This is a genomic window from Corallococcus sp. AB032C, from assembly GCF_003668935.1.
GTDB classification, from domain to species: domain Bacteria; phylum Myxococcota; class Myxococcia; order Myxococcales; family Myxococcaceae; genus Corallococcus; species Corallococcus exiguus.
The window spans coordinates 1-20,147 of sequence record NZ_RAWP01000017.1 but is presented as its reverse complement, the minus strand read 5'-3'; the positions used below and the strand labels follow the sequence as shown (position 1 = coordinate 20,147).

The 20,147-nt window shown below is 68.7% G+C and carries 14 protein-coding genes; 6 read left to right on the top strand and 8 right to left on the bottom strand.

Annotation, left to right across the window (positions count from 1 at the left end; genetic code table 11):
* Positions 1-50 precede the first annotated feature (50 nt).
* Positions 51-2,996: a DEAD/DEAH box helicase gene (locus D7X99_RS10180; protein WP_121777593.1), complete on the top strand. Its 2,946-nt coding sequence runs from the start codon at positions 51-53 to the stop codon at positions 2,994-2,996.
* On the opposite strand, the gene D7X99_RS43575 is transcribed toward D7X99_RS10180, so the two are convergent.
* From D7X99_RS43575 to D7X99_RS10150, 6 genes are all read right to left on the bottom strand, one after another.
* The gene (locus D7X99_RS43575; RefSeq protein WP_233613261.1) at positions 2,962-3,735 is read right to left on the bottom strand and encodes an immunity 52 family protein; all 774 of its coding nucleotides are present in this window, start codon (positions 3,733-3,735) and stop codon (positions 2,962-2,964) included. The two genes, D7X99_RS10180 and D7X99_RS43575, sit on opposite strands and share 35 nt — an antisense overlap.
* A gap of 12 nt (positions 3,736-3,747) precedes the next feature.
* On the bottom strand, positions 3,748-5,478 hold the full coding sequence (locus D7X99_RS10170) for a Tox-REase-5 domain-containing protein (RefSeq protein ID WP_121777652.1): 1,731 nt from the start codon (positions 5,476-5,478) through the stop codon (positions 3,748-3,750).
* 150 nt (positions 5,479-5,628) lie between these two features.
* Positions 5,629-6,096 (bottom strand): arsenic resistance N-acetyltransferase ArsN2, encoded by a 468-nt coding sequence (arsN2, locus tag D7X99_RS10165; RefSeq protein ID WP_121777592.1) that lies wholly within the window; start codon positions 6,094-6,096, stop codon positions 5,629-5,631.
* Entirely contained in the window at positions 6,093-6,494 is a 402-nt protein-coding gene (locus D7X99_RS10160; RefSeq protein ID WP_121777591.1) for an arsenate reductase ArsC, read from the bottom strand. The genes arsN2 and D7X99_RS10160 overlap by 4 nt, the downstream gene beginning before the upstream one ends.
* 318 nt (positions 6,495-6,812) lie before the next feature.
* Positions 6,813-7,367, bottom strand: a complete 555-nt coding sequence (locus tag D7X99_RS10155; RefSeq protein WP_233613260.1) for an EF-hand domain-containing protein — start codon at positions 7,365-7,367, stop codon at positions 6,813-6,815.
* A gap of 233 nt (positions 7,368-7,600) precedes the next feature.
* Positions 7,601-8,704 carry a winged helix DNA-binding domain-containing protein gene (locus D7X99_RS10150; RefSeq protein WP_121777651.1) on the bottom strand — a complete coding sequence of 368 codons (1,104 nt, stop codon included), beginning with the start codon at positions 8,702-8,704 and terminating at the stop codon, positions 7,601-7,603.
* A 134-nt stretch (positions 8,705-8,838) separates the two neighbouring features.
* Between D7X99_RS10150 and D7X99_RS10145 the strand changes: the two genes are divergently transcribed.
* On the top strand, positions 8,839-10,503 hold the full coding sequence (locus D7X99_RS10145) for an alpha-amylase family protein (protein ID WP_121777589.1): 1,665 nt from the start codon (positions 8,839-8,841) through the stop codon (positions 10,501-10,503).
* Here the strand turns inward: D7X99_RS10145 and D7X99_RS10140 are convergent.
* Positions 10,500-11,567: a hypothetical protein gene (locus tag D7X99_RS10140; RefSeq protein ID WP_121777588.1), complete on the bottom strand. Its 1,068-nt coding sequence runs from the start codon at positions 11,565-11,567 to the stop codon at positions 10,500-10,502. The two genes, D7X99_RS10145 and D7X99_RS10140, sit on opposite strands and share 4 nt — an antisense overlap.
* Positions 11,568-11,781: 214 nt before the next feature.
* Here D7X99_RS10140 and D7X99_RS44420 point away from each other — a divergent pair, with 214 nt between their 5' ends.
* The 3 genes from D7X99_RS44420 to D7X99_RS43565 are packed head-to-tail and all read left to right on the top strand — an operon-like array spanning position 11,782 to position 16,269.
* Positions 11,782-12,558, top strand: a complete 777-nt coding sequence (locus tag D7X99_RS44420) for a CPBP family intramembrane glutamic endopeptidase (protein WP_121777587.1) — start codon at positions 11,782-11,784, stop codon at positions 12,556-12,558.
* Positions 12,559-12,608: 50 nt separating this feature from the next.
* Positions 12,609-14,270: a DUF262 domain-containing protein gene (locus D7X99_RS10130; protein WP_121777586.1), complete on the top strand. Its 1,662-nt coding sequence runs from the start codon at positions 12,609-12,611 to the stop codon at positions 14,268-14,270.
* A 1-nt stretch (position 14,271) separates the two neighbouring features.
* Entirely contained in the window at positions 14,272-16,269 is a 1,998-nt protein-coding gene (locus D7X99_RS43565) for a HipA domain-containing protein (protein WP_233613259.1), read from the top strand.
* Between the two features lie 6 nt (positions 16,270-16,275).
* Here the strand turns inward: D7X99_RS43565 and D7X99_RS10120 are convergent, their stop codons facing one another.
* Positions 16,276-18,168: a Hint domain-containing protein gene (locus D7X99_RS10120; protein ID WP_158626969.1), complete on the bottom strand. Its 1,893-nt coding sequence runs from the start codon at positions 18,166-18,168 to the stop codon at positions 16,276-16,278.
* Between the two features lie 224 nt (positions 18,169-18,392).
* Between D7X99_RS10120 and D7X99_RS10115 the strand changes: the two genes are divergently transcribed.
* Positions 18,393-20,072 (top strand): OPT family oligopeptide transporter, encoded by a 1,680-nt coding sequence (locus tag D7X99_RS10115; protein ID WP_233613258.1) that lies wholly within the window; start codon positions 18,393-18,395, stop codon positions 20,070-20,072.
* Positions 20,073-20,147 lie beyond the last annotated feature (75 nt).

Here is a 20,147-nt window from a genome sequence, read left to right as displayed (position 1 = left end):
GCATCCGACGTTGCGCAAGGGCGTGGCGGGGCGTAGGGAATCCGCCTGCCATGTCCGAGAACACCCAGCTCCTCGAAGCCGTCCGGAAAGAAGCCAAGCCGGGACTCTGGTCCAGGGGCGTCAGCCTCGCGCGTGACGGCGCGGTGGCGCTCCAGTCGCGCTCGGCCTCGGAGATCGAGCTGCGCGTGAAGGTGGCGGGCCGGGCCGTGGCCTTCACCGTCGTCCTCTACCCGGGCGACGAGGCGTGGGAGTGCGACTGCCCCAGCCCGGTGGACCCGTGCGAGCACGTGGTCGCGGCGGCCATCTCGCTGGACAAGGCGGAGAAGCAGGACGCGCCGCTGGAGGCGGTGTCGGACCGCTGGTCGCGAGTGGTGTACCGCTTCACTCGAGTGGAGGGAGGGCTGCAGCTGCACCGGGTCCTCGCGCATGCGGACGGCACGGAGGAGCCGCTGGAGGACCTCACGGGGCGCCTGGCGAAGCCCCAGGCCGGCGTCACGTTGCAGGTGGAGCAGGTGGACCTGGTGATGGAGCGCCTGTTGGAGCGGCGCACCCGGGGGCCGCTGCTCGCGGAGAAGCTGGACGCGCTGCTGCGGGCCCTGGAGCCCGCGCGCAACGTGCTGCTGGACGGCCGGCCGGTGGCGGTGTCCGGCGAGGTGCTGCCCCCGCGCGCGAAGGTGGAGGACAAGGGCCAGCAGTGGGTCATCACCATCACGAGGGATCCGCGCATCACGGAGGTGGTGAGCCCCGGAGTCGCGCTGACGGCGGAGTCCCTGGTGCGCCTGGGCGAAACGGCGATGACGGGCGCGTGGCTCCAGCACCTGCCGCTCGTGCGCACGTATTCGCCGGAGCAGCTGGGCGAGCTGTCCGCGAAGATTCTCCCGGAGCTGGCGCGGCGCATGCCGGTGGACATGCGGAGCCGCCGCCTGCCGTCGGTGGACCGCGACCTGAAGCCGCGCATCCTCCTGGAGTTGAACCAGCTCACGCAGGGCCTGTCGGTGTTGCCCACGCTGGTGTACGGCGCGCCGCCGACGGTGCGCATCGACAACGGGCGCATGGTGTACCTGCGCGGCGCGGTGCCGCTGCGCGACGAGGCCGCGGAGCAGAAGCTGCTCCACCAGCTGCGCGACGAGTTGAACCTGGTGCCTGGCCGCCGGCTGACGGTGCAGGGCCCGGAGATGATGCGCTTCGCGGACAAGCTGCGGAAGTTCCGGGGCGACCTGGGCGGCGACGCGGCGGGCATCGTCAGCCCGGACATGCGCCTCAAGCCGTCCCTGCGCGTGGACGGCGGCGCGTCCGGCGCGGGCGTGCCGGAGGTGCGCTTCACGCTGGAGTTCGAGGTGGAGGGCGGCAAGGGCGGGGCGCGCACGGTGGACGCGGCGGCGGTGGTGCGGGCGTGGACGGAGGGGTTGGGGCTGGTGCCGTTGGACGGTGGTGGCTGGGCGCCGCTGCCGCGCGCGTGGCTGGACAAGAACGGGCAGCGTGTGGCGGATCTGCTGGCCGCGCGCCAGGAGGACGGCCGCGTCGCGAACCACGCGCTGCCGGAGCTGACCCAGCTGTGCGAGTCATTGGACCAGCCGCCTCCTCCGGGGTTGGACAAGCTGGCCCCGCTGGTGGAGGGCTTCGAGAAGCTGCCTCCGCCGGTGCTGCCCGCGGAGCTCAACGCCACGCTGCGCGCGTATCAGCAGCAGGGCGTGAGCTGGCTGTCGTTCCTGAAGGGCGCGGGGCTGGGCGGCATCCTCGCGGACGACATGGGTCTGGGAAAGACGCTCCAGACCATCTGCATCCTGGGCCCCAAGTCGCTGGTGGTGTGCCCCACGAGCGTGTTGCCCAACTGGGTGGCGGAGCTGCAGCGCTTCCGGCCGTCGTTGAAGGTCTGCGTGTACCACGGCCCCGGCCGCAAGCTGGACCCCGCGGCGGACATCACGCTCACCACGTACGCGCTGTTGCGCCTGGACGCGGCGGTGCTGGGCGCGCCCACGTGGGAGGCGGTGGTGCTGGACGAGGCCCAGGCCATCAAGAACCCGGAGAGCCAGGTGTCGCGCGCGGCGTTCGGGCTCAAGGCGAACCTGCGGCTGGCGCTCAGCGGCACGCCGCTGGAGAACCGCCTGGACGAACTGTGGAGCCTGATGCACTTCACCAACCCGGGTCTGTTGGGAGGCCGCCGCCAGTTCGAGGAGAAGACGGCGCAGCCCATCGCGGACGGCAAGCCCGGAGCGGCGGAAGGCCTGCGTCGCCGCATCCGCCCGTTCATCCTGCGCCGCCTCAAGAAGGACGTGGCGCCGGAGTTGCCGCCGCGCACCGACTCCGTGATGCACGTGCAGTTGGATGAGCGCGAGCGCTCCGTCTACGACGCGGTGATGGCCGCGACGCGCGCGGAGGTGGTGGCGCTGCTCAACGAGGGTGGCAGCGTGCTCAAGGCGCTGGAGGCATTGCTCCGCCTGCGACAGGCGGCCTGCCATTCCGCGCTGGTGCCGGGGCAGCACGCGAAGACGTCCTCCAAGGTGCAGACGCTGGTGGACGCGCTGGAGACGGCGGTGTCGGAGGGCCACAAGGCGCTGGTCTTCTCCCAGTGGACGTCGCTGTTGGACCTCATCGAGCCGGGGCTCAAGGGAGCGGGCATCGGCTTCGATCGGCTGGACGGAGCGACTGCGAACCGAGGCGAGGTGACGTCGCGCTTCCAGGGCCAGGACGGCGCGCCGGTGCTGCTCATGTCGTTGAAGGCCGGAGGCACGGGCCTGAACCTCACGGCGGCGGACCACGTGTTCCTGATGGACCCGTGGTGGAACCCCGCGGTGGAGGCGCAGGCAGCGGACCGAGCGCACCGCATCGGGCAGGAGCGGCCGGTGATGGTCTACCGGCTGGTGTCGCAGGGCACGGTGGAGGAGAAGATCCTGGGCCTCCAGGAGAAGAAGCGCGCCCTGTTCGAAGCCGCGCTCAGCGAAGCCTCGGGCGCCGCTGCCATCACTCGGGAGGATTTGCTCCAGCTGTTCGCATGAGCCCTGCCTGGGCCAGCAGTTCGCGCACCCGTCGCGCCAGTGCGATGTGCTCGGGGTTGGCCACGGTGAATCGTTCGGGGGTGAGGATGATCAGCGTGCCCTTGTCCTCCACCGGCTCGATGCGCACGGGGGCGGGCAGGTGTGGCACGGTGCCCCGGTCACGGGCGAGGTACGTCACCCAGCCAAGCCACGGGTCGTCCTGGCCCTGCCTGCCGTCCATCGCCCGATACGTCTCGGACATGGCCACTGCCCAATCGGGTTCCCAGGCCAGCGCCATGCTGCGCGTCACTTTCGTCAGCATCGAGGCCGTGATGAGGCGCTCCGCGCTCTCCCCCTTGGATGGGAGAGACAGGACGCAGACGTTGGCGGACTTGCGCTGCGAGTAGCTCCCGCAGGTCATATTTACGATCACCATCTCGTTGGGAGGACCGTCGTTGTATGCGCTGACCCTCAGCCCCAATTGCTCGAAGGCGGGTCCGCCCGGTTCGCGGTTGACGCCACGCCGGAACGCTTCCGTCAGCGTGGGCAGGTCGGGAGGCATGAGAGGCGTCTTGCGTCCCTTTCCGCGCGGCTTGGGGATCTTGTTCCAGTGCGCCAGCAGGGGGTCGCATGCGGCCAGCAGGTTGAAAAAGGCCGCAGCACGCTGGGCACACGCTTCAGGGGACTCTCGTCTCGGACCCCAGTAGGCACCGGCGTAGTAGGTCTCTGGATAGATCCTGGAATCAGCGAGGGTCGTCATGTGGTGTATCTCTCACGGCTTCAACGGGTGCACCGGGGTAGGGATGACGATGATTTCCGTAACGTTATTGCCCTCTAGCAACTTCCGAATGGAGTCTGCCGCATGCTTCTCGGCGACGTGCCATTCAATCCGAATCCCCATCCCATGGACTGCTTCGACCTGCCGCGCTCCCTGGGTCGCGAGTTCCTCGGCCTTGCCCGAGAGCGTGAACCAATTCTTGGGGGAGAGGTCCTCATTGAAGAACGCAGCGTAGCCGGGCCCCTTGGCGTCCAGGAGCACGTCATCCCTGAACCCATCGAACTTGACGCCTCCGGCCTTCGTACTCGTGCCGCCGACCCAATACGCCTCATCCGCCGTGTGTCCGGTGATCTGCTCCTGGTAGCCCCGGGCACGCGGAGACATCGATTCGTTGGCGGGCGCCCACTGGCCGGGCCCCTTGGACGGAGCCGGACCGTTGCCGGGGGTGTTTGCCCGCTGGAGGATGATGGCCGCACCAGGACCGCCGCTCAGTGTTGCCGCCGCGCGGCCTGCTGGAACGGCGACGCGCTCCAGTACCAGCGCACCCTCCGCTGACAGTGAGAGCACCGGCACCGAGACTTCCGCGCCGACCGCCATCCCCTTCAGCGTCCGTGTCGTGGCCGAGGCAGCTCCCCCGGTGAGGAGCAGCCCTGTCGTCAGCCGTGACACTTCGCGGATCTGCTCGCCACGGGTCATGGACTGGAAGCGCTCCCAGTACATGGGCGATGAAGCGATGAGCGCCGCCACGCCCGCTGGCAGGTGGCTCAGGCCCGCGATGCTATCCACGGGACGGGTGAGCACCTGGCCCAGTGCGTGGTACAGCTCCACGAAGGCGTCCTCGGCTCCATCCAGGGTGCGGCTGATGACGTCCGCGTCGTCATACACTTCGGCCAGAGGCCGCCAGTCCGAAGCCTGAAGCTGTGCGTCCACGGCGCGGAAGACACCGCCCTTGCCGCTGTAGAAGCGACCCAGCTCGAAGCCATGCGTGCGGAAGGCGCCGTCCTTCCAAGCGACAGGTGCTACCTTTTGTTGAGTGCGTCCGGTGAGAGCCCACGCCAGATATCCGTCGGGTCTCAACACCGCGATCTGCTCCCGGGAGAGGCGCTCCACCCGCCGCGACAATTCCTTCCGTGTGACTTCGCCTCCCTCCATCACCTCGCCAAGGATGAAGCCCGCGGCCATGCGAGGCGGGAAGGTGCTCAACGTGACGGGCTTGCCCAGAAGCACCCCCATCAGTCGCGCCGCTTGCGTGGGCGTCAGCGCGCGTCCCAGGGGGCGTTCGTCCCTCGCCTCCAGCCCCGCGTTCCTCAGCAATTGCTCCCAGGAATCCGGTTGCACGTCGTCAGAGCGGGCGACGTCCGCCATCGCCACCGCACGAACGGGGCTTGCCCCCGTGGCCTCTTCGCGGACGGCCTTGCGGCGGTACAGCCGTGGCGTTCTCTCAATCCGCTTGACGCTCGGTTCCGGGGCGGATGCGCGCGGCGCGTCGTCGCTCGAAGCTCGCGCACCAGGGACGTCCATGTCCGTGCGGGACGTGTAGCTCAGTGTCCTTCCGGGACCGGGAGGCAACGAGGCGCAGCCGGTGAAGAGGAGGGCCACACACCCCAGCAGGACTTCAGCGCGAGTCCACCTCCAGGCACCTCCAACACCCAGCCGTCCTCCCCAGCCCGCCAGCAGGTGCGCGGCCAGGCCCGGATTGGACGACGCCGTGGCCTCCCCTCGCATGGGAAGGAACCATGGCCAAAGCACCGCCCACCAGCGGTTGCCCATCGCTCGAGCCTCCTGGTTGCACTCCGGTGCGGTGTGCAGAGCCCGGTCATAACCGCCGGGTCCGACAAGTCAGTCAAACCGGGCGGCGCATGCCCCGAGGGCATGTCAGGAGGCGAGATGCGCCTCCCCGGGCAAGCTCAGCGCGGAGCGGCGCATCACGATTGCACTCGCCGGGCATGCCCCACGGAGCTCTTCGGATGCGTTCAACTCGGGAGGGAGCGAGCCCCGGTCGATGCGGACGAAGCCGAAGCGAGGGAAGTAGTCCGCGGCCGTCGTGGTCAGCAGGTACAGCGTTGCGAGCCGGTCCTCATCGGCCTTCGCAAGGACGCGCCGAACCAGGTCGGAACCTACACCCCGCCCCTTCACCTCCTCCGCGACCGCAACGGAACGCAGCAAGCCGCTCGTTGCGTAGACCTCCAGCCCGGCGACAGCGAGCAACATTCCGGTCTGCTCAGCGACATGGAAGTGCGGAAGATGCTCCGTCACACCCTGGAGGGGCAGTCCCGTCGAAGAAAGAAGGGCCTGGATTGCAACCAGGTCACCGGGGCGGGCAGCGCGTATCGCGAGGGTCATCGACGCCACTCCTCTCGGGACAGAAGGTCCACCACTCGAGAGCGCACTTCGTCCCGGATCTCACGCACGCGCTCCAGGGATTGACCCTTGGGGTCCTCCAGGGGCCAATCGCTCCGCTTCAAGCCAGGCACGACGGGGCACGCATCCCCGCATCCCATGGTGATGAGCCACTGTGCATCTCGGGCGAGTTCATCCGTGAGCAGCTGGGGCTTGGCCTCCGACAGGTTGATGCCCACTTCGGCCATGACGGTCTGAACTTCGGGATGCACACGGGCACCCGGCTGCGTACCGGCGGAAATGGCGTGCGCTCGCGTCGGGTCTGCCATGGCGTTGAAGAACGCAGCCGCCATCTGGGATCGGCCAGCGTTGTGTACACAGGCGAAGATGACCTTCTTCATCGGGAAGACTCCTCGAACGGGCTCTCGAAGAAGCTGCGTGCGTGGCCAGCGGCGCCCATCGTTGACCCTCGCAGCACCTGCCAAACCGTCGAGCTTGCTGGCCTTGTGCCGGCGGCAGCTACTCGCAAGCCGATGAAGATGTCCTGCGACAATCTCATAGCCAGGTCGTCGCCCAACTCGTCCTGTTTCCCGAGACCCGTTCGCACAACCCGTGACGTCGCGGTGTGCCGGCCGTACTCCACCCAAGAGAAATCCGGCTACCCACGGTCACGGGTAGCCGGCATGGGAGGTCAGGCAGTTGAAACCGGGCTCCGCACTTTATTTGAGTACATCCATGGGCCCCAGCAGCCAGTTGCCGGGAGCGCTCGGGTCCGCGCTCAGGTAGTACTCAAAGAGGGCCTGATGGAACTCCGCCCGGCTGATCTCGCCGTCGCCGTCCCGGTCGAGCCGACTGAAGGACTCGGTGGAGGTGGTCGGAGGAATTCCAAGCGCGTCGTACATCCCCACGTACTCTTTCAGCGAGAGGCTGCCGCTGCCGTCCCGGTCAAGAGCGCCCAGCAACCCATCGACGATATTGCCCACGGCAATCTCGAAGTTCTTCGGGGCGATCACGACGGCATCCATGATGCGGATGAACTCTGGATTCCCGATCTTCTCGCTCGCCTTGTCCTCACGGCCCTCAAGGAGGAGGTTCCACCAGTTCATGAAACCCTTGTGCATCGCACTCTTGTTCTTCTGATCAGTCTCATCCGCCAGGGCGGTGAACAGCTTGGACATTTTTTCGATGTCGTCCTGGGTGATCCATCCATCGCCATTCTGGTCGAACCACTTGAACACGTAGTTGAACTTCTTGACCTGCAAGTCCGTTGTCATGAAGGCACCTTGGATTGATTGAACCGTTGCTGTCTGACGCCAGCCTTTGCGCCGCCATGGCCATGTCTCGGGCCGTGGCGCAGAGGGGTGGTGATTGATGTGTATATAGACTCCTGTTGCGGCAGCAAAGGAAATGGGGAGTCCCCCGGAAGTCAAATCCGCAGGCCCGAGTGCGGCCGCGCTCAATGCCATCACGGTGATTTACAGGGATGGGTTCGCAGTTGGCGCGGCTATCAGGTTGCGAACCGCACCGCCACCTTCGCGGCGTCCGGGTCGCTGAAGCGCAGGAGGTCCTCTCCCTCCTGCACCAGCGCGCCGCGGACGGGCTTCTTCAGCGCATCGAAGGCATTGCAGACCAACGTCGCGGTGCCCTTCGCACGCTCGGTGGTCCAGACGCCAGCGGTGCGCCCGTCCACCAGGAACACGTTCAGCACGCGCAGGTTCTTCGTGGACAACAGCGCGCGGTGCTCCTCCGGCACCACGCGGGTCCGGTCCGCATGGGAGAGGATGAGGTTGTCGAAGTCCGGAAGGAAGCGCACCGGCGCGGGTGTCTCTTCGGGCGGGCGCGGGGCCTTGGGCAAATCAAGGAGGACGCGTTTCTTCTCGTCGCGGAACTCCACCAGCTTGCCGCGCACTTTCTCGAAGGCGTCCTTCAGCGGCTTGATGCCAGACCAGCTCTGCATGTCCGCCACGGTGGCGGGACCGAAGGCGGCCAGGTAGCGCAAGACCAGCGGTGACGCGTCGTCATCCGTGGAGAGCTTCTCGCCCAGCCACGACTCCGCCAGCGTGAAGCCGGAGTTGCCGGGCCAGCCCCACTCCAGCCCCTCCTCGGGCACCTGGACGAGCGGCAATCCCATCCGCGTGGCGGAACCCATGGCCCGCTCATCGCCGTCCACATGGTGTTTCATCAGGTGAGCGCGCACCTCCTCGAAGGTGCGGGGCTTCTCCTGGAGGAAGGGCTTCGCGGTGGCCAGCAGCGCGGGCAGGTCCAGCGCGGCGGCGCGCTCCTTCAGCACGGAGCGCATGGCCGTGTTGAGCAGGGGTTGAAACAGTCCGCGGTAGCGCAGGTAGTCCTTCGCGGTCATCAGGTGCAGCGTGCCGCGCATCATCGTGCCGCGCGCCAGCTCACGCTTGAGCGCCAGCTTCGTGAGGGCGTCGCGCTGGAAGCCCTGGAGGCGCGACCAGAGGGCCAGGTACGGCGGACGCGCGAGCTGGGCCTGGAGCCCCACCAGGTGCTCGATGGCGCGCGGCACGGTCATCTTCTCGCGCGTGAGCAGCAACTGGCGCGCGAGCGTGGCGCGGTTGAGGGCCTGACGGGACAGCACTTCGGTGGGCATGCGCCCGAGCATACCCAGCGGCTTCAGCGCGAGTGTTGGCTGAACGAAGCCTGCCGACCCCCGGGTGTGGGGTTCCTCACGGCGCGCGGGAGTCGCCGGATGCCACCTGGGAGCGGAGGGCTAAAGGGAACGGCATGATTGAAGACCTCTGGTACAAGAACGCGGTCGTCTACTGCCTCGACGTCGAGACGTTCATGGACGGCAACGGCGACGGCGTGGGGGACTTCACGGGCCTGCGCCGCAAGCTGGACTACCTGGCGGGCCTGGGCATCACGTGCCTGTGGCTGTTGCCCTTCCAGCCCACGCCCAACCGCGACAACGGCTACGACATCAGCGACTACTACGGCGTGGATCCGCGCCTGGGGGACCTGGGCGACTTCGTGGCCTTCACCCACGAGGCGAAGCTGCACGGCATCCGCGTCATCATCGACCTGGTGGTGAACCACACGTCGGATCAACACCCGTGGTTCCAGGCCGCGCGCAAGGACCCGGACAGCCGCTACCGCGACTACTACGTCTGGTCGAAGAAGCGGCCCAAGGACGCCAACAAGGGCATGGTCTTCCCGGGCGTGCAGCCCTCCACGTGGACGTACGACAAGGAGGCACGCCTCTGGTACTTCCACCGCTTCTTCGACTTCCAGCCCGACCTCAACGTGGCGAACCCGGAGGTGCGCGAGCAGATCCTCAAGGTGATGGGGTACTGGCTGGAGTTGGGCGTGTCTGGCTTCCGGGTGGACGCGGTGCCCTTCCTCGTCGAGCTGAAGGGCGTGAAGAACCCGGACGTGAAGAACCCCTACAAGCTGCTGGAGGAGATGCGCGAGTTCCTCTCATGGCGCAAAGGCGACGCCATCCTGCTCGCGGAAGCCAACGTCACCATGAACGAGGTGGTGGAGTTCTTTGGCGACAACGACCGCATGCAGATGGTGTTCAACTTCCTGGCGAACCAGAACTTCTACCTGTCGCTCACGCGAGGGGACGTGACGCCGCTGGTGCAGGCCCTGAAGTCAGCTCCCAAACTGCCGCACACGGCGCAGTGGGCGAACTTCCTGCGCAACCACGACGAGCTGGACCTGGGGCGCCTGTCGGACGAGGACCGGCTGGCGGTCTTCGAGGCGCTGGGGCCGGACAAGGGCATGCAGCTGTATGACCGGGGCCTGCGCCGCCGGTTCGCATCGATGCTGGACGGGGACCGCCGCCGCATCGAAGTGGCCTACAGTTTGATGTTCTCACTGCCGGGGACTCCAGTGCTCTGGTACGGCGACGAGCTGGGCATGGGGGAGAACCTGTCACTCGTGGAGCGGCAGTCGGTGCGCACGCCCATGCAGTGGAGCCCTGAGCCGCACGGCGGCTTCACGTTGGCGGAGGCGCCGGTGAAACCCCTGGTGTCGGAGGGGCCGTTCGGCTTCCGGCAGGTGAACGTGGCGCAGCAACGCCGCGACCCGGCCTCGCAGCTCAACTGGACCGAGCGCATCATCCGCGCGCGCAAGGAGTGTCCGGAGCTGGGGTGGGGCGCGTGGAAGGTGCTGCGCACGGGCAACAAGGGCGTGCTGGCCATCCGGTACGAGTGGAAGGGCAACGCGATGGTGGTGCTGCACAACCTGTCCGCCCGGCCCTGCACGGTGAAGCTGGATCCGGGCGGCGAGGAGCCGTGCACGCTGTTCAACGTGCTCAGCGAGGACCACTCCGAGCCCGTGGACGGACAGCGCCACGGGCTCACCCTGGAAGGCTACGGCTACCGGTGGTTCCGCGTGGGGTTGGAGAACCCCGCGCGCAAGCACCGGACGGAGCCTCTGCCCTAGAACATGTTGGCGATGTCCTTCACCGGCTGCGGGGCGGCCTCGGTGCTGCCCAGCGCGCCCATGACGCCTCCGAAGATCATCCCGGCCGGGTTGGCGCGGCCCTTGGTGATGGAGCCGATGACGCCCTCCGCGGCGCCCTTCAGGGTGTTGACGTAGCCCTTCGCGGCGCCCTCGAGGACGCCCTTGAAGCCGCCCTCCGAGTTGCCCACGCCCGTCAGGACGTTGCTGACTCCCGGCAGGAACCAGAGGGCCTTGCCGGCCTCGCCCGCGGCCCACTGGAAGTTGTCCTTGTTGCTGCCGTCCGCCTTGACGTGGGTGTCCTTCGTGGTCGGCAGCTGGTGCTCGCCCAGGAAGGAGTAGCCCTTCTCGGCGAAGTCCTTGACCATGCCGGCCTCCGTGCCGTGGCGCGCGTCACCATCCTTGGTGATGCCTTCGATGTTGCCGTCGCCCACGCCGCCCTGGACCTTGCTATCCCGGTCCCCGCCCGTGGAGGCCTTGGCGCTGTCGATGAACTCCAGCACCTTGGCCAGCCGGTAGACGCCGTCGGCGTTCTGCTTCGGATCCTTCAGGTCCAGCTTGGGGTCGACACCCGTCTGCTTGCACAGCTGGTCGAACTTGATGTCCTTCTGGCGGCCCAGGTTCTTCAGCGCGGGCGTGTCGTCGACAATCTGCGCGGCGGAGCGGTTGTCCCCGGCCGGGCGCTTGTCATTGGCGCTGGGGACGCCGTTGGAGGCCTGCTGCGGAGCAGGAGCCGGTGCCTGGGTCGCGGCCGGAGCCGGCGCCAGGTTCTGGAGCTCCGGGGGGAGTCCCCGCGGGGCGAAGGCGGCCGGGGCGCTGAGCATGTCTGACATACCCTCCATCGCGGACATCCCGCGCGGCTGCCGCCGGTTGATGATCGCGGGCTCGAACGAGTCCACCTGGCTGAAGCCCCGCGCCGGCATGCTCCGGGAGGCGTCCGCGACAGGCCCCGCGGAGAGCTGGGCCTTCGGGCTGACGAGCGCGGACTCCGCGGTGGTGGGGCGCAGCAGGGAGGAGGAGCGGGCCGTGGCCTTGAGGTCGATCATGGTTATCACCTTGGGTCTGAGCTGCGACGTGCCCTGACCTCATTGCAGCGGGCATGCCGACCCGGGGTCGCTCGTAACACGTGGATTTCCCAGGGGTGGGGACTCCATGGCGGGCGTCCCGGCGGTGACTCCAGTCACCAGGAGGATGGCGTCAGTCACCACGGCAGGAGGCTGTGCGGTGGGGATGTTTCCCGCGCTATGAGGGGCCTCCTTCATGAGCCCCTCACCTTCTGAGTCATCGTCTCCCCCGGGTGTCGCGCTGCGCTGCGCGCTCGCGTTCGCCGTGCTGTACGCCTGCTACGAAGCGCCGGAGGGGATTGGCGGCCGGGTGCTGGGCAGCTTCGCGGTGACGGCGGCGCTGATGCTGCTCTTCCACGCGGTGGCCTGGGGCGTGGGGCGGTGGCTGAGCTACCGCAATGGCTTTCACGCGTATGCGTTGGAGTGGCGTGGCTCCGCGCTCGCGCGGGCGTTGGCGGTGATGCTGGTGCTCAAGCCGCTGTCCGTGCTGGTGGGTGTGGCGGTGGGCGTGATGCGCGTGCAGCCCCTGGAGAAGCCGTTGATGGGCACGGCGCTGCTGGTGGCGGTGCTGGGCGTGGGGGTGTCCACGTTCGTGCCGTCGGTGGCGGAGGACATCGTGGCGCGCGGCTTCTGGTACCGCGCGTGGCCGGTGGCGGGGCAGGGCGTGGGCTACGTAGCCCTGTCCGCGGGCGTGTTCGTGCTCACGCACGTGTACCGGTTGGGGAATGGTCCGCTGGAGTGGCTGATGTTGTTCTGCACGGGGCTCGCGTACGCGGCGGCCGTGGCCCGCACGGGCTCTCTGTGGGGCGCCGTGGGGCTGCACTGGGGCTGGAACCTGGCGAACGCCTTGCTGGACCTGCAACTGGACATCAACGCGGTGGGGCAGGGCGGCCGTGTCCTGTCCACCGTGACGGGGCTGGTGGCGCTGGGGCTGGTGGTGCTGCTGCCGAAGCGACGTGGCTCCACGGTGTAGGTGGCGGGTTCTAAAGCTTCGGGTTACAGACCCGGGGGAGGAGGATCGCGATGCCCGCTCCCCTGACGCGGCGCCCGGAGACGAAGTCGTTCAGCATCGAGGACCTGCTGGACCGCGTGCGGCGCGGCGAGGTGCGCATCCCCGACTTCCAGCGCCCCCTGCGGTGGACCGCGGAGGATGTGCGCGACCTGCTGGACAGCGTGTACCGGGGCTATCCCATCGGGACCCTGTTGTTCTGGCGCCGGGAAGCCCCCGCCGCCAATGTCAGCTTCGGACCCGTGCGCATCGACGCACCCTCCACCAGCCAGGGCCTGTGGGCCGTGGACGGACAGCAGCGCGTGACGGCGCTCGCGGGCGTGCTGCTGCATCCGGCGTATGGCGACGAGGCCGGACGCGACGACTTCCACCTCTACTTCGACCTGGAGACGGGGGAGCTGCATGCACCCCCGGAGACAGGGGCTCCGCCGCCGCACTGGCTGCCGATGAACGAGGTGCTGGACAGCGAGTCGCTGCTCCATTGGCTCAATCGCTATCCGGACCGGGAAGCGCACCCGGAGCACCTGCGCGCCGCCATCCGCCTGGGCAAGGCCATCCGTGAGTACCAGGTGCCCGCCTACGTCGTGGACACGGCGGACGAGAAGGTCCTCCGGATCATCTTCAAGCGCCTCAACACCGCGGGCCGTCCGCTCACGGATGAAGAGGTGTTCAACGCGCTGTACGTGGGCTCGCGCTCGCTCAGCCTGGAGTCGGTGACCGAAGGGCTGCGGGAGCTGGGCTTCGGGAGCATCCCGGAGTCACTGCTGCTGCGCGCCGTGCTGGCCGTGCGCGGCCTGGACTTCACGCGGGGCTACCAGGAACAGCTCAACCAGGACGACGAACTCACGGAGACCGTCCGCCGAACGGACCGGGCGCTCCGGGACGCCATCGTGTTCCTCAAGCGCGATGCGTTCATCCCGCATCTCAAGCTGCTGCCCGCGCCCGAGAACTCACTGGTGTTGCTGACGCGGTTCTTCCAACTGCACCCGGAGCCGACACCGCGTTCGCGGGAGCTGTTGTCGCGTTGGATCTGGCGCCACATCGTCTTTGGTGGCTGGGAGCTGAAGCCCCCGGAGGCTCTCCAGGTCTTCGCGGCCATCCGCTCCGACGAGGAGCGCTCCCTTCAGACGCTGCTGGCGCAGGTGCCGCCGCCGCTCATCCGTTGGTGGATGGAGACGGGCATGCCTGTCATTCCCCACTCCATCGCGCGGCCGCCGCTGGTCCTGCGCATCGCGATGCTGTCCCTCCAGCCGCGCCACCTGCTGACGGGCGCGGTGCTGGAGCCCGGGGAGCTGTTGGAGCAGCAGGGCGAGGGCTTCCAGCCCATCCTTCCCGCGGGTGACCCGCGGTGGACCACGCAGCGGGTCTTCGACCGGAGGACGGTCCGGCGCCTGATGGAAGGGACCTTCAACTTCCTCTTCCATCCTCCGGTGCCGGGACACGCCCTCTCCCAGATGCTCGAAGCGCAGCCGCCTCCCAGCGAGGACATCCTCCACAGCCATGGGCTCAGCCCGCAGGCCATGGAGTCCTTGCGGCGCAATGACGGTGCGTTCCTCCACCTGCGTCAGATGGTCCTGGAGCCCGTCCTGCGCCAGTTCATGGAGGCCCGCACGCGCTGGGACGACTCAGACCGGCCTTCGCTCCAGTCGATGATCATCGACGACGATGAGGACTGACATGGACCCCACGCTCCCTGTGTCCACCACGGGCATCCTCGATGTCCTCATTGGAGACGTGCACGTCGGCACGCTCACGCTGCTCGCGGACGAGCGCATCGAGTTCAGCCTCTCCGAGGACTACCGCCAGCGCTACCCGCGCCCCGTCCTGGGCCAGTTCTTCGAGGACGACCTGTCGCGCCGCCACACCAGCCGCATGCGGCTGCCACCGTTCTTCTCCAACCTCCTGCCCGAAGGCCCGCTGCGCGACCTCATCTCCGAACGCCAGCACATCGCCCGGCAGCGCGAGTTCTTCTTCATCGCCCACCTGGGCGCGGACCTCTCCGGCGCCGTCATCATCCGCCCGGCGGGCGAGCTCGCCGGCCACGACGCGCCGCTCGTGGACGTCCCGGCCGAACCCGTGTCGGACGGTGAGCCGCTGCGCTTCTCGCTCGCGGGGGTGCAGCTCAAGTTCTCCATGCTCCGGCGCGACCGGGGCATGACGCTGCCCATGGGCGGCCTGGGCGGAGACTGGATCGTCAAGCTCCCGGACAATCGCTACGACCGCGTCCCGGAGAACGAGCTGTCCGTGATGACCTGGGCGCGGGCCACCGGCATCGACGTGCCGGAGCTCCAACTGCTCCCGGTCGCCGACCTGCACGGCCTCCCGGAGGGCATCACCCTGCGCGAGGACCTGGCGTACGCCATCCGCCGCTTCGACCGGCCGTCCCCCGGCCGCCGCGTGCACATGGAGGACCTGGCGCAGGTGCTGGGGCTGTACTCCGACGAGAAGTACAAGAAGTACAACTACGAGACCATCGCCAACGTGCTGCTCAAGGTCGCGGGCCTGGACGCGCTCCAGGAGTTCCTGCGGCGGCTGGTGTTCATCATCGCGTGCGGCAACGGCGACGCGCACCACAAGAACTGGTCCCTCTACTACCCGGACGGCACGCGCCCCACGCTGTCGCCCGCGTACGACTTCGTCTCCACCATCCAGTACATGCCGCAGGACCAGCTCGCGCTGAACCTGGCGAAGTCCAAGCGCTTCGAGGACGTGTCGCTCCAGAGCTTCGAGCGGCTGGCGCGCAAGCTGGGCCTGAGCGACGACGATGTCCTCCCGGTGGTGAAGGGGGCCGTGGAGGTCGCGCTCGACACGTGGACCACGCTGCGCGCGGACCTGCCCATGCCGGAGTTGTTCAAGCAGCGCATCGAGGAGCACTGGAAGCGCGTCCCGCTGCTCCAGGGCAACGTGAAGCGCAGCTCCGGTGAGCTGCGCCAGACGGTCAACGCCTTCTTCACCCTCTACAACGAGCTGCCCCGCCTGGGGCCCGGCAGTGACGCCTGCACCCGGGAAGCGCTGCGGCGCCTGTCCCCGCTGCCGCCCTCGCCGCGCGTGCTGGACCTGGGCGCGGGCACCGGACGGCAGTCGCTGGTGCTCGCGCGGGAGCTGGGCACGCGCGTCACCGCCGTGGACCTGCACCGGCCCTATCTTGACCGGCTGGAGCGCGAGGCCCGCGAGCAGGGGCTGGCGGACGCCATCGTCACGCGCCAGGAGGACATGAGCGCGCTGTCGCTGCCTCCTGCTTCCGTCGACCTGCTCTGGTCCGAGGGCGCCATCTACCTGATGGGCTTCGAGCAGGGCCTGCGCCAGTGGCGGCCGTTGCTCGCGCCCGGTGGACAGGTGGCCGTCACCGAGTGCACCTGGCTCACCGACGTCCGTCCTCCGGAGGCGGTGCGCTTCTGGTCCGCTGGGTACCCGTCCATGGGCACCATCGCCCAGAACCGCGCCAGCGCGGAGGCCGCGGGCTTCACGGTGCTGGACACCTTCACGCTGCCCGCGTCCGCGTGGTGGGACGACTACTACACGCCGCTCCTCCAGCGCATCGACCGGCTGCGACCCACCGCGGACGCAGCGTTGCGCGAGGTCATCGCGGCGGCGGAACAGGAAGTGAACCTGTACCGCCGCCACGGGGACAGCTATGGCTACGTCTTCTACCTGCTGCGTTCGCGCGAGGCCTGACGCCGCTTAGCGGCGGCTGTTCAGGTAGTCCGCGTGCCACGCGGCGGGCAGCACGGCCAGCACGTCCGAGGAGACGGGCGGGTGCTTCTCACGCGCCAGGTCCGTCTGCATGCGCGCGTCACCCACCAGGAAGCCGTTGGCGATGAGCGTGTGCTCCTTCGCGCCCACGTCCAGCAGCTCCGTGTCCGTGCCCAGGGTCAGGTTGTAGACCTGTCCCTTGAAGGGCACGCGCTCCACGGAGGCCAGCGTCGCCTCGCCGTTCTTCGTCAGCAGCACGTCGCCCACCGCGAGCTCGCCCGCCGTCACGACGCCGCGGGTACGGCTGACCATGGGGTGGGTGTTGGTGACGAGCACGTCCTGGCCCTTGCCCGCCTTCAGACGGACCATCGGCTGGGACTCGGTGCCCTTCGTCACGGTGGTGACGGTGAGGGCGCGGCCGTCCGCGTTCGACAGCACGCGGTCACCGACCTTCACGGACTCCACGGGGACGGACTTGCCGTCCGCGCGCAGCACGCGCGTGCCCGCCGCGAGGCAGCTGTTCTTGAAGTCCAGCACCGCCAGCCGGCGGAAGCCCACGCGCGTCACCGGGCTGAAGCCGCCACCGGAGCGGGGGCACGTCGCGTTCACCGTGGTGAAGGCCTGCATCGCCACGTCCTGCTCGTGGGCCAGGCAGTCCGTGCCCAGGTCCATCAGCCCGTTGAAGGGAATGCTGGACGCGTCCAGGCCCGTGCCCAGCGGCAGGCTGCCCGTGAGCACCACCGAGCCCGGCGTGGTCGCGGCGACGTTGTTCACCTTGCAGCGGCCGCCCGCGCTCAGGAGGACGATGTTCACCTCGCTCTTCACCGTCGTCACGGTGCAGTTGGCCGGCAGGCCCGTCACGTAGGTGCCTCGCGCCGCCAGGTACAGCTTGGCCGCGTTGAACGCGCCCGGCGTGGGCCAGTAGGCCGTCGTGTCCGGCAGCCACTTCTTCGCGGTCACGGACTGCTGGGCATTCACCGCCGCCACGCCCGTGTAGCCGCCCGCGAAGGCGGTGATGTTGCCGGCCGCGTCCTTCTTCGCCAGGGTGTAGTCGCAGTCCAGCGCGCCCGTCGCCGAGCCGCGCTCCAGGCAGGTGCGGATGGCGTTGCCCGGCAGGCCCGTGCCGATGAGCTCGCGGGGGTGGTCGAAGTTCAGGCCCGGCGGCAGCAGCAGCACCGTGGTGTCCGCGGTGGAGTAGAAGGTCTCCATCCGGCCGCTGGCCTCGTCATAGGCCATGCCCACCGAGTCGTAATACAGGACCCGGTCCGGACCCGCGTCCAGCACCACGTTCAGCGGATCCGTCTCCAGCGTCTTGGCCAGGTAGTCCTCCGTGGCCGTCGTGGCCAGCAACTGGAAGTCCTGGCGCTCCGGCGTCGTGGAGTACGCGTTGAAGTCCACGTAGGAGTAGTCCGCCCCGCCCGCGCAGGTGAGGTAGCCCGAGCCCTGGAACGTCGTCTCACCGTTGCCGTGAGCAATCTCCTCCAGCGGCAGCAGGTGGCCGCACCACTCGGCGGTCGTGGTCTGCGCCTTCACATCGCCGGAGGCCTTCTGGGCCAGCACGCGCTCGCGCTGCAGCGACAGGCTGGAGAACAGGCGCGGGGAGTTGGCCGGGGTGTTGCCCGCCGCCTCCAGGCGCTTCATCAGGAAGGCGTATTGGTCCGCGTCGCCCAGGTCGAGCGGCATCTGGGTGCCATTCGCGTGCTGCTGCTTCCACTGCGCGTACAGCTTCGACATCTTCAGCGAGTCGTGGGCCCGGTCCTGGCGCACGGCGGCCGACGGCGCTTCGCGCGTGGGCTCGGCCGTGCAGCCGGCCATGAGGGGAGTCGAGAACACCATCGCCGACAGGGCGAGGCGCTTCCAGCTGGGGGTGACGTGGAGCATCGGGGAACTCCGCGAACCGGACGCCTTCTCACCATGAGTGTTTGTTCGGTTCACATTGAGTATGCATCCGGCACTTCCTGATGTCCCATTAAATCTGGTTGAGGTCTGTGACATCTGCGTGCCTGTGATTGGGCGGGCGGGGACGACAGGGTTTGAGACATCCCGGGTCACAACGGAGCAGGGTTGTAGCGCGGGAGGGGACGAACGGAGAGGATGGACGGCCCATGCCGGCCCCCGCTCCCCGCGCCGTCCCCGCCGGGGACACGCCCACCGACGCCTCGCTGACGCTGCTGCGCATCCCCGGCACGACGCAGGCGGAGGTGGACACCTACTGGCTCACCCACGTGTACCAGGGCGACCGGCTGCCCCAGTTCACCCTGCGCGCGGTGCTCCTGGGCGCGGGGCTGGGCGTGCTCACCTGCGCCACCAACCTCTACGCGGGTCTGAAGACGGGCGTGGCGTTCGGCGTGGCTGTCACCGCCGCGCTGCTCGCGTCCGCGTCGCATGGGGCGCTCCGGCGCTTGAGCCCCCGCGTCGCAGGGAGCCCGTTGTCCCTGCTTGAGCTGGGATGCGCGCAGACGGTGGCGTCGTCGGCGGGGTATGCGACGGGCGGCGCGCTCGTGTCAGTGCAGGGGGCGTGGTTGTTGACGACGGGGCACCACCTGCCTGGGGTGACGCTGCTGGCGTGGACGTTCCTGTTGTCCGCGCTGGGCGTCCTGTTCGCGGTGCCGCTCAAGCGGCAGTTGGTGGACCGGGAGCAGCTTCCGTTCGCGTCCGGGACGGCCGCGGCGGCGACGGCTCGCGCGCTGCACTCGGGAGGGGAGGCTGCGGGGCCGCGGCTGCGCATGCTGGGCGTGGGTGGGCTGATCGCGGGCGTGTTGACGCTCGCGCGCGATGGCTTCGGGCGCTTGCCCTATGCGTATGCGTTTCCCGGGATGCTGGGGGGCGTATCGCTGGAGCGGTTGGGGTTCGCGCTGGAGACGGGGTTGATGCCGGTGGGCGGAGGCGCGCTCCTGGGCGTGCGCGTCACCGCGTCCATGTGGCTGGGGGCACTCTTCGTCCATGGCGTTGTCGCGCCCCGGTTGATGGCGGCGGGCGTGGTGGCTCCGGATGGGGACTTCCTCGCGTGGGCGCTGTGGCCGGGCGCGGCGGCGCTCACCACCGCGTCGCTGTTGCAGTTCGCGCTCCAGGCCCGCGTGTGGGGCCGGGCGCTGCGGGGGCTGCGCGGGCAGCGTCAGGCACCGCATCCCATTGAAGCGCTCCAGGTGCCCGGGCGGTGGTGGGTGGCGGGGATGCTGGTGCTGACGCCCGCGACGGTGGCGTTGGCGCGGGTGGGCTTCGACGTGCCGGTGCCGCACGCGCTGCTCGCGGTGGCGCTGTCGTTCGTGCTGTGTCTCATCTCCTGTCGTGTCACGGGGGAGACGGACATGAGCCCCGTGGGCGCGCTGGGGCAGGTGACGCAGCTGACGTATGGCGTGCTGCTGCCCGGGGATGTGCGCGCGAACCTGGCGACGGCGGGCATCACGGTCAACGCGGCGTCCTCCTCCGCGGACCTGCTCACGGACCAGAAGGCGGGACACCTGCTGGGCGCGGATCCTCGCCGCGTGTTCCTGGCGCAGCTGTTGGGGTGCGTCGTGGGGGCGCTGGTGGTGGTGCCGCTGTTCTACCTGCTGGTGCCGGAGCCCTCCGTGCTGGGGTCGGAGCGCTTCCCGGCGCCGGCCGCGACGATGACGGCGGGTGTGGCGCAGGTGCTGGCGTCGGGGCTGGGTGCCGTCTCGGCGGACCTGCGGATCGCCATGGCCTGGGCCGCAGGCGCGGCGGCCGCCCTCACGCTGGGCTGGCTCTTATACACATCTCCGAGCCCACGAGACGCTCATGAACCTCGTATGCCGTCTTCTGCTTGAAAAAAAAAAACATAGGCGCACATACGGACGCAATAAACACGCTGCGCGGCAACTTCAAATGGAAAGCGGCACGCC

What these genes read in the sequence shown, in the direction of transcription:
- D7X99_RS43575 (WP_233613261.1), bottom strand. Translation starts at nt 3,735, where the DNA reads ATGACGACCCTCGCTGATTCCAGGATCTATCCAGAGACCTACTACGCC.
- D7X99_RS10150 (WP_121777651.1), bottom strand. Translation starts at nt 8,704, where the DNA reads ATGCCCACCGAAGTGCTGTCCCGTCAGGCCCTCAACCGCGCCACGCTC.
- D7X99_RS10130 (WP_121777586.1), top strand. Translation starts at nt 12,609, where the DNA reads ATGCCCGCTCCCCTGACGCGGCGCCCGGAGACGAAGTCGTTCAGCATC.
- D7X99_RS44420 (WP_121777587.1), top strand. Translation starts at nt 11,782, where the DNA reads ATGAGCCCCTCACCTTCTGAGTCATCGTCTCCCCCGGGTGTCGCGCTG.
- D7X99_RS10120 (WP_158626969.1), bottom strand. Translation starts at nt 18,168, where the DNA reads ATGCTCCACGTCACCCCCAGCTGGAAGCGCCTCGCCCTGTCGGCGATG.
- D7X99_RS10145 (WP_121777589.1), top strand. Translation starts at nt 8,839, where the DNA reads ATGATTGAAGACCTCTGGTACAAGAACGCGGTCGTCTACTGCCTCGAC.
- D7X99_RS10115 (WP_233613258.1), top strand. Translation starts at nt 18,393, where the DNA reads ATGCCGGCCCCCGCTCCCCGCGCCGTCCCCGCCGGGGACACGCCCACC.
- D7X99_RS10170 (WP_121777652.1), bottom strand. Translation starts at nt 5,478, where the DNA reads ATGCGAGGGGAGGCCACGGCGTCGTCCAATCCGGGCCTGGCCGCGCAC.
- D7X99_RS43565 (WP_233613259.1), top strand. Translation starts at nt 14,272, where the DNA reads ATGGACCCCACGCTCCCTGTGTCCACCACGGGCATCCTCGATGTCCTC.
- D7X99_RS10155 (WP_233613260.1), bottom strand. Translation starts at nt 7,367, where the DNA reads ATGACAACGGACTTGCAGGTCAAGAAGTTCAACTACGTGTTCAAGTGG.
- D7X99_RS10140 (WP_121777588.1), bottom strand. Translation starts at nt 11,567, where the DNA reads ATGATCGACCTCAAGGCCACGGCCCGCTCCTCCTCCCTGCTGCGCCCC.
- arsN2 (WP_121777592.1), bottom strand. Translation starts at nt 6,096, where the DNA reads ATGACCCTCGCGATACGCGCTGCCCGCCCCGGTGACCTGGTTGCAATC.
- D7X99_RS10160 (WP_121777591.1), bottom strand. Translation starts at nt 6,494, where the DNA reads ATGAAGAAGGTCATCTTCGCCTGTGTACACAACGCTGGCCGATCCCAG.
- D7X99_RS10180 (WP_121777593.1), top strand. Translation starts at nt 51, where the DNA reads ATGTCCGAGAACACCCAGCTCCTCGAAGCCGTCCGGAAAGAAGCCAAG.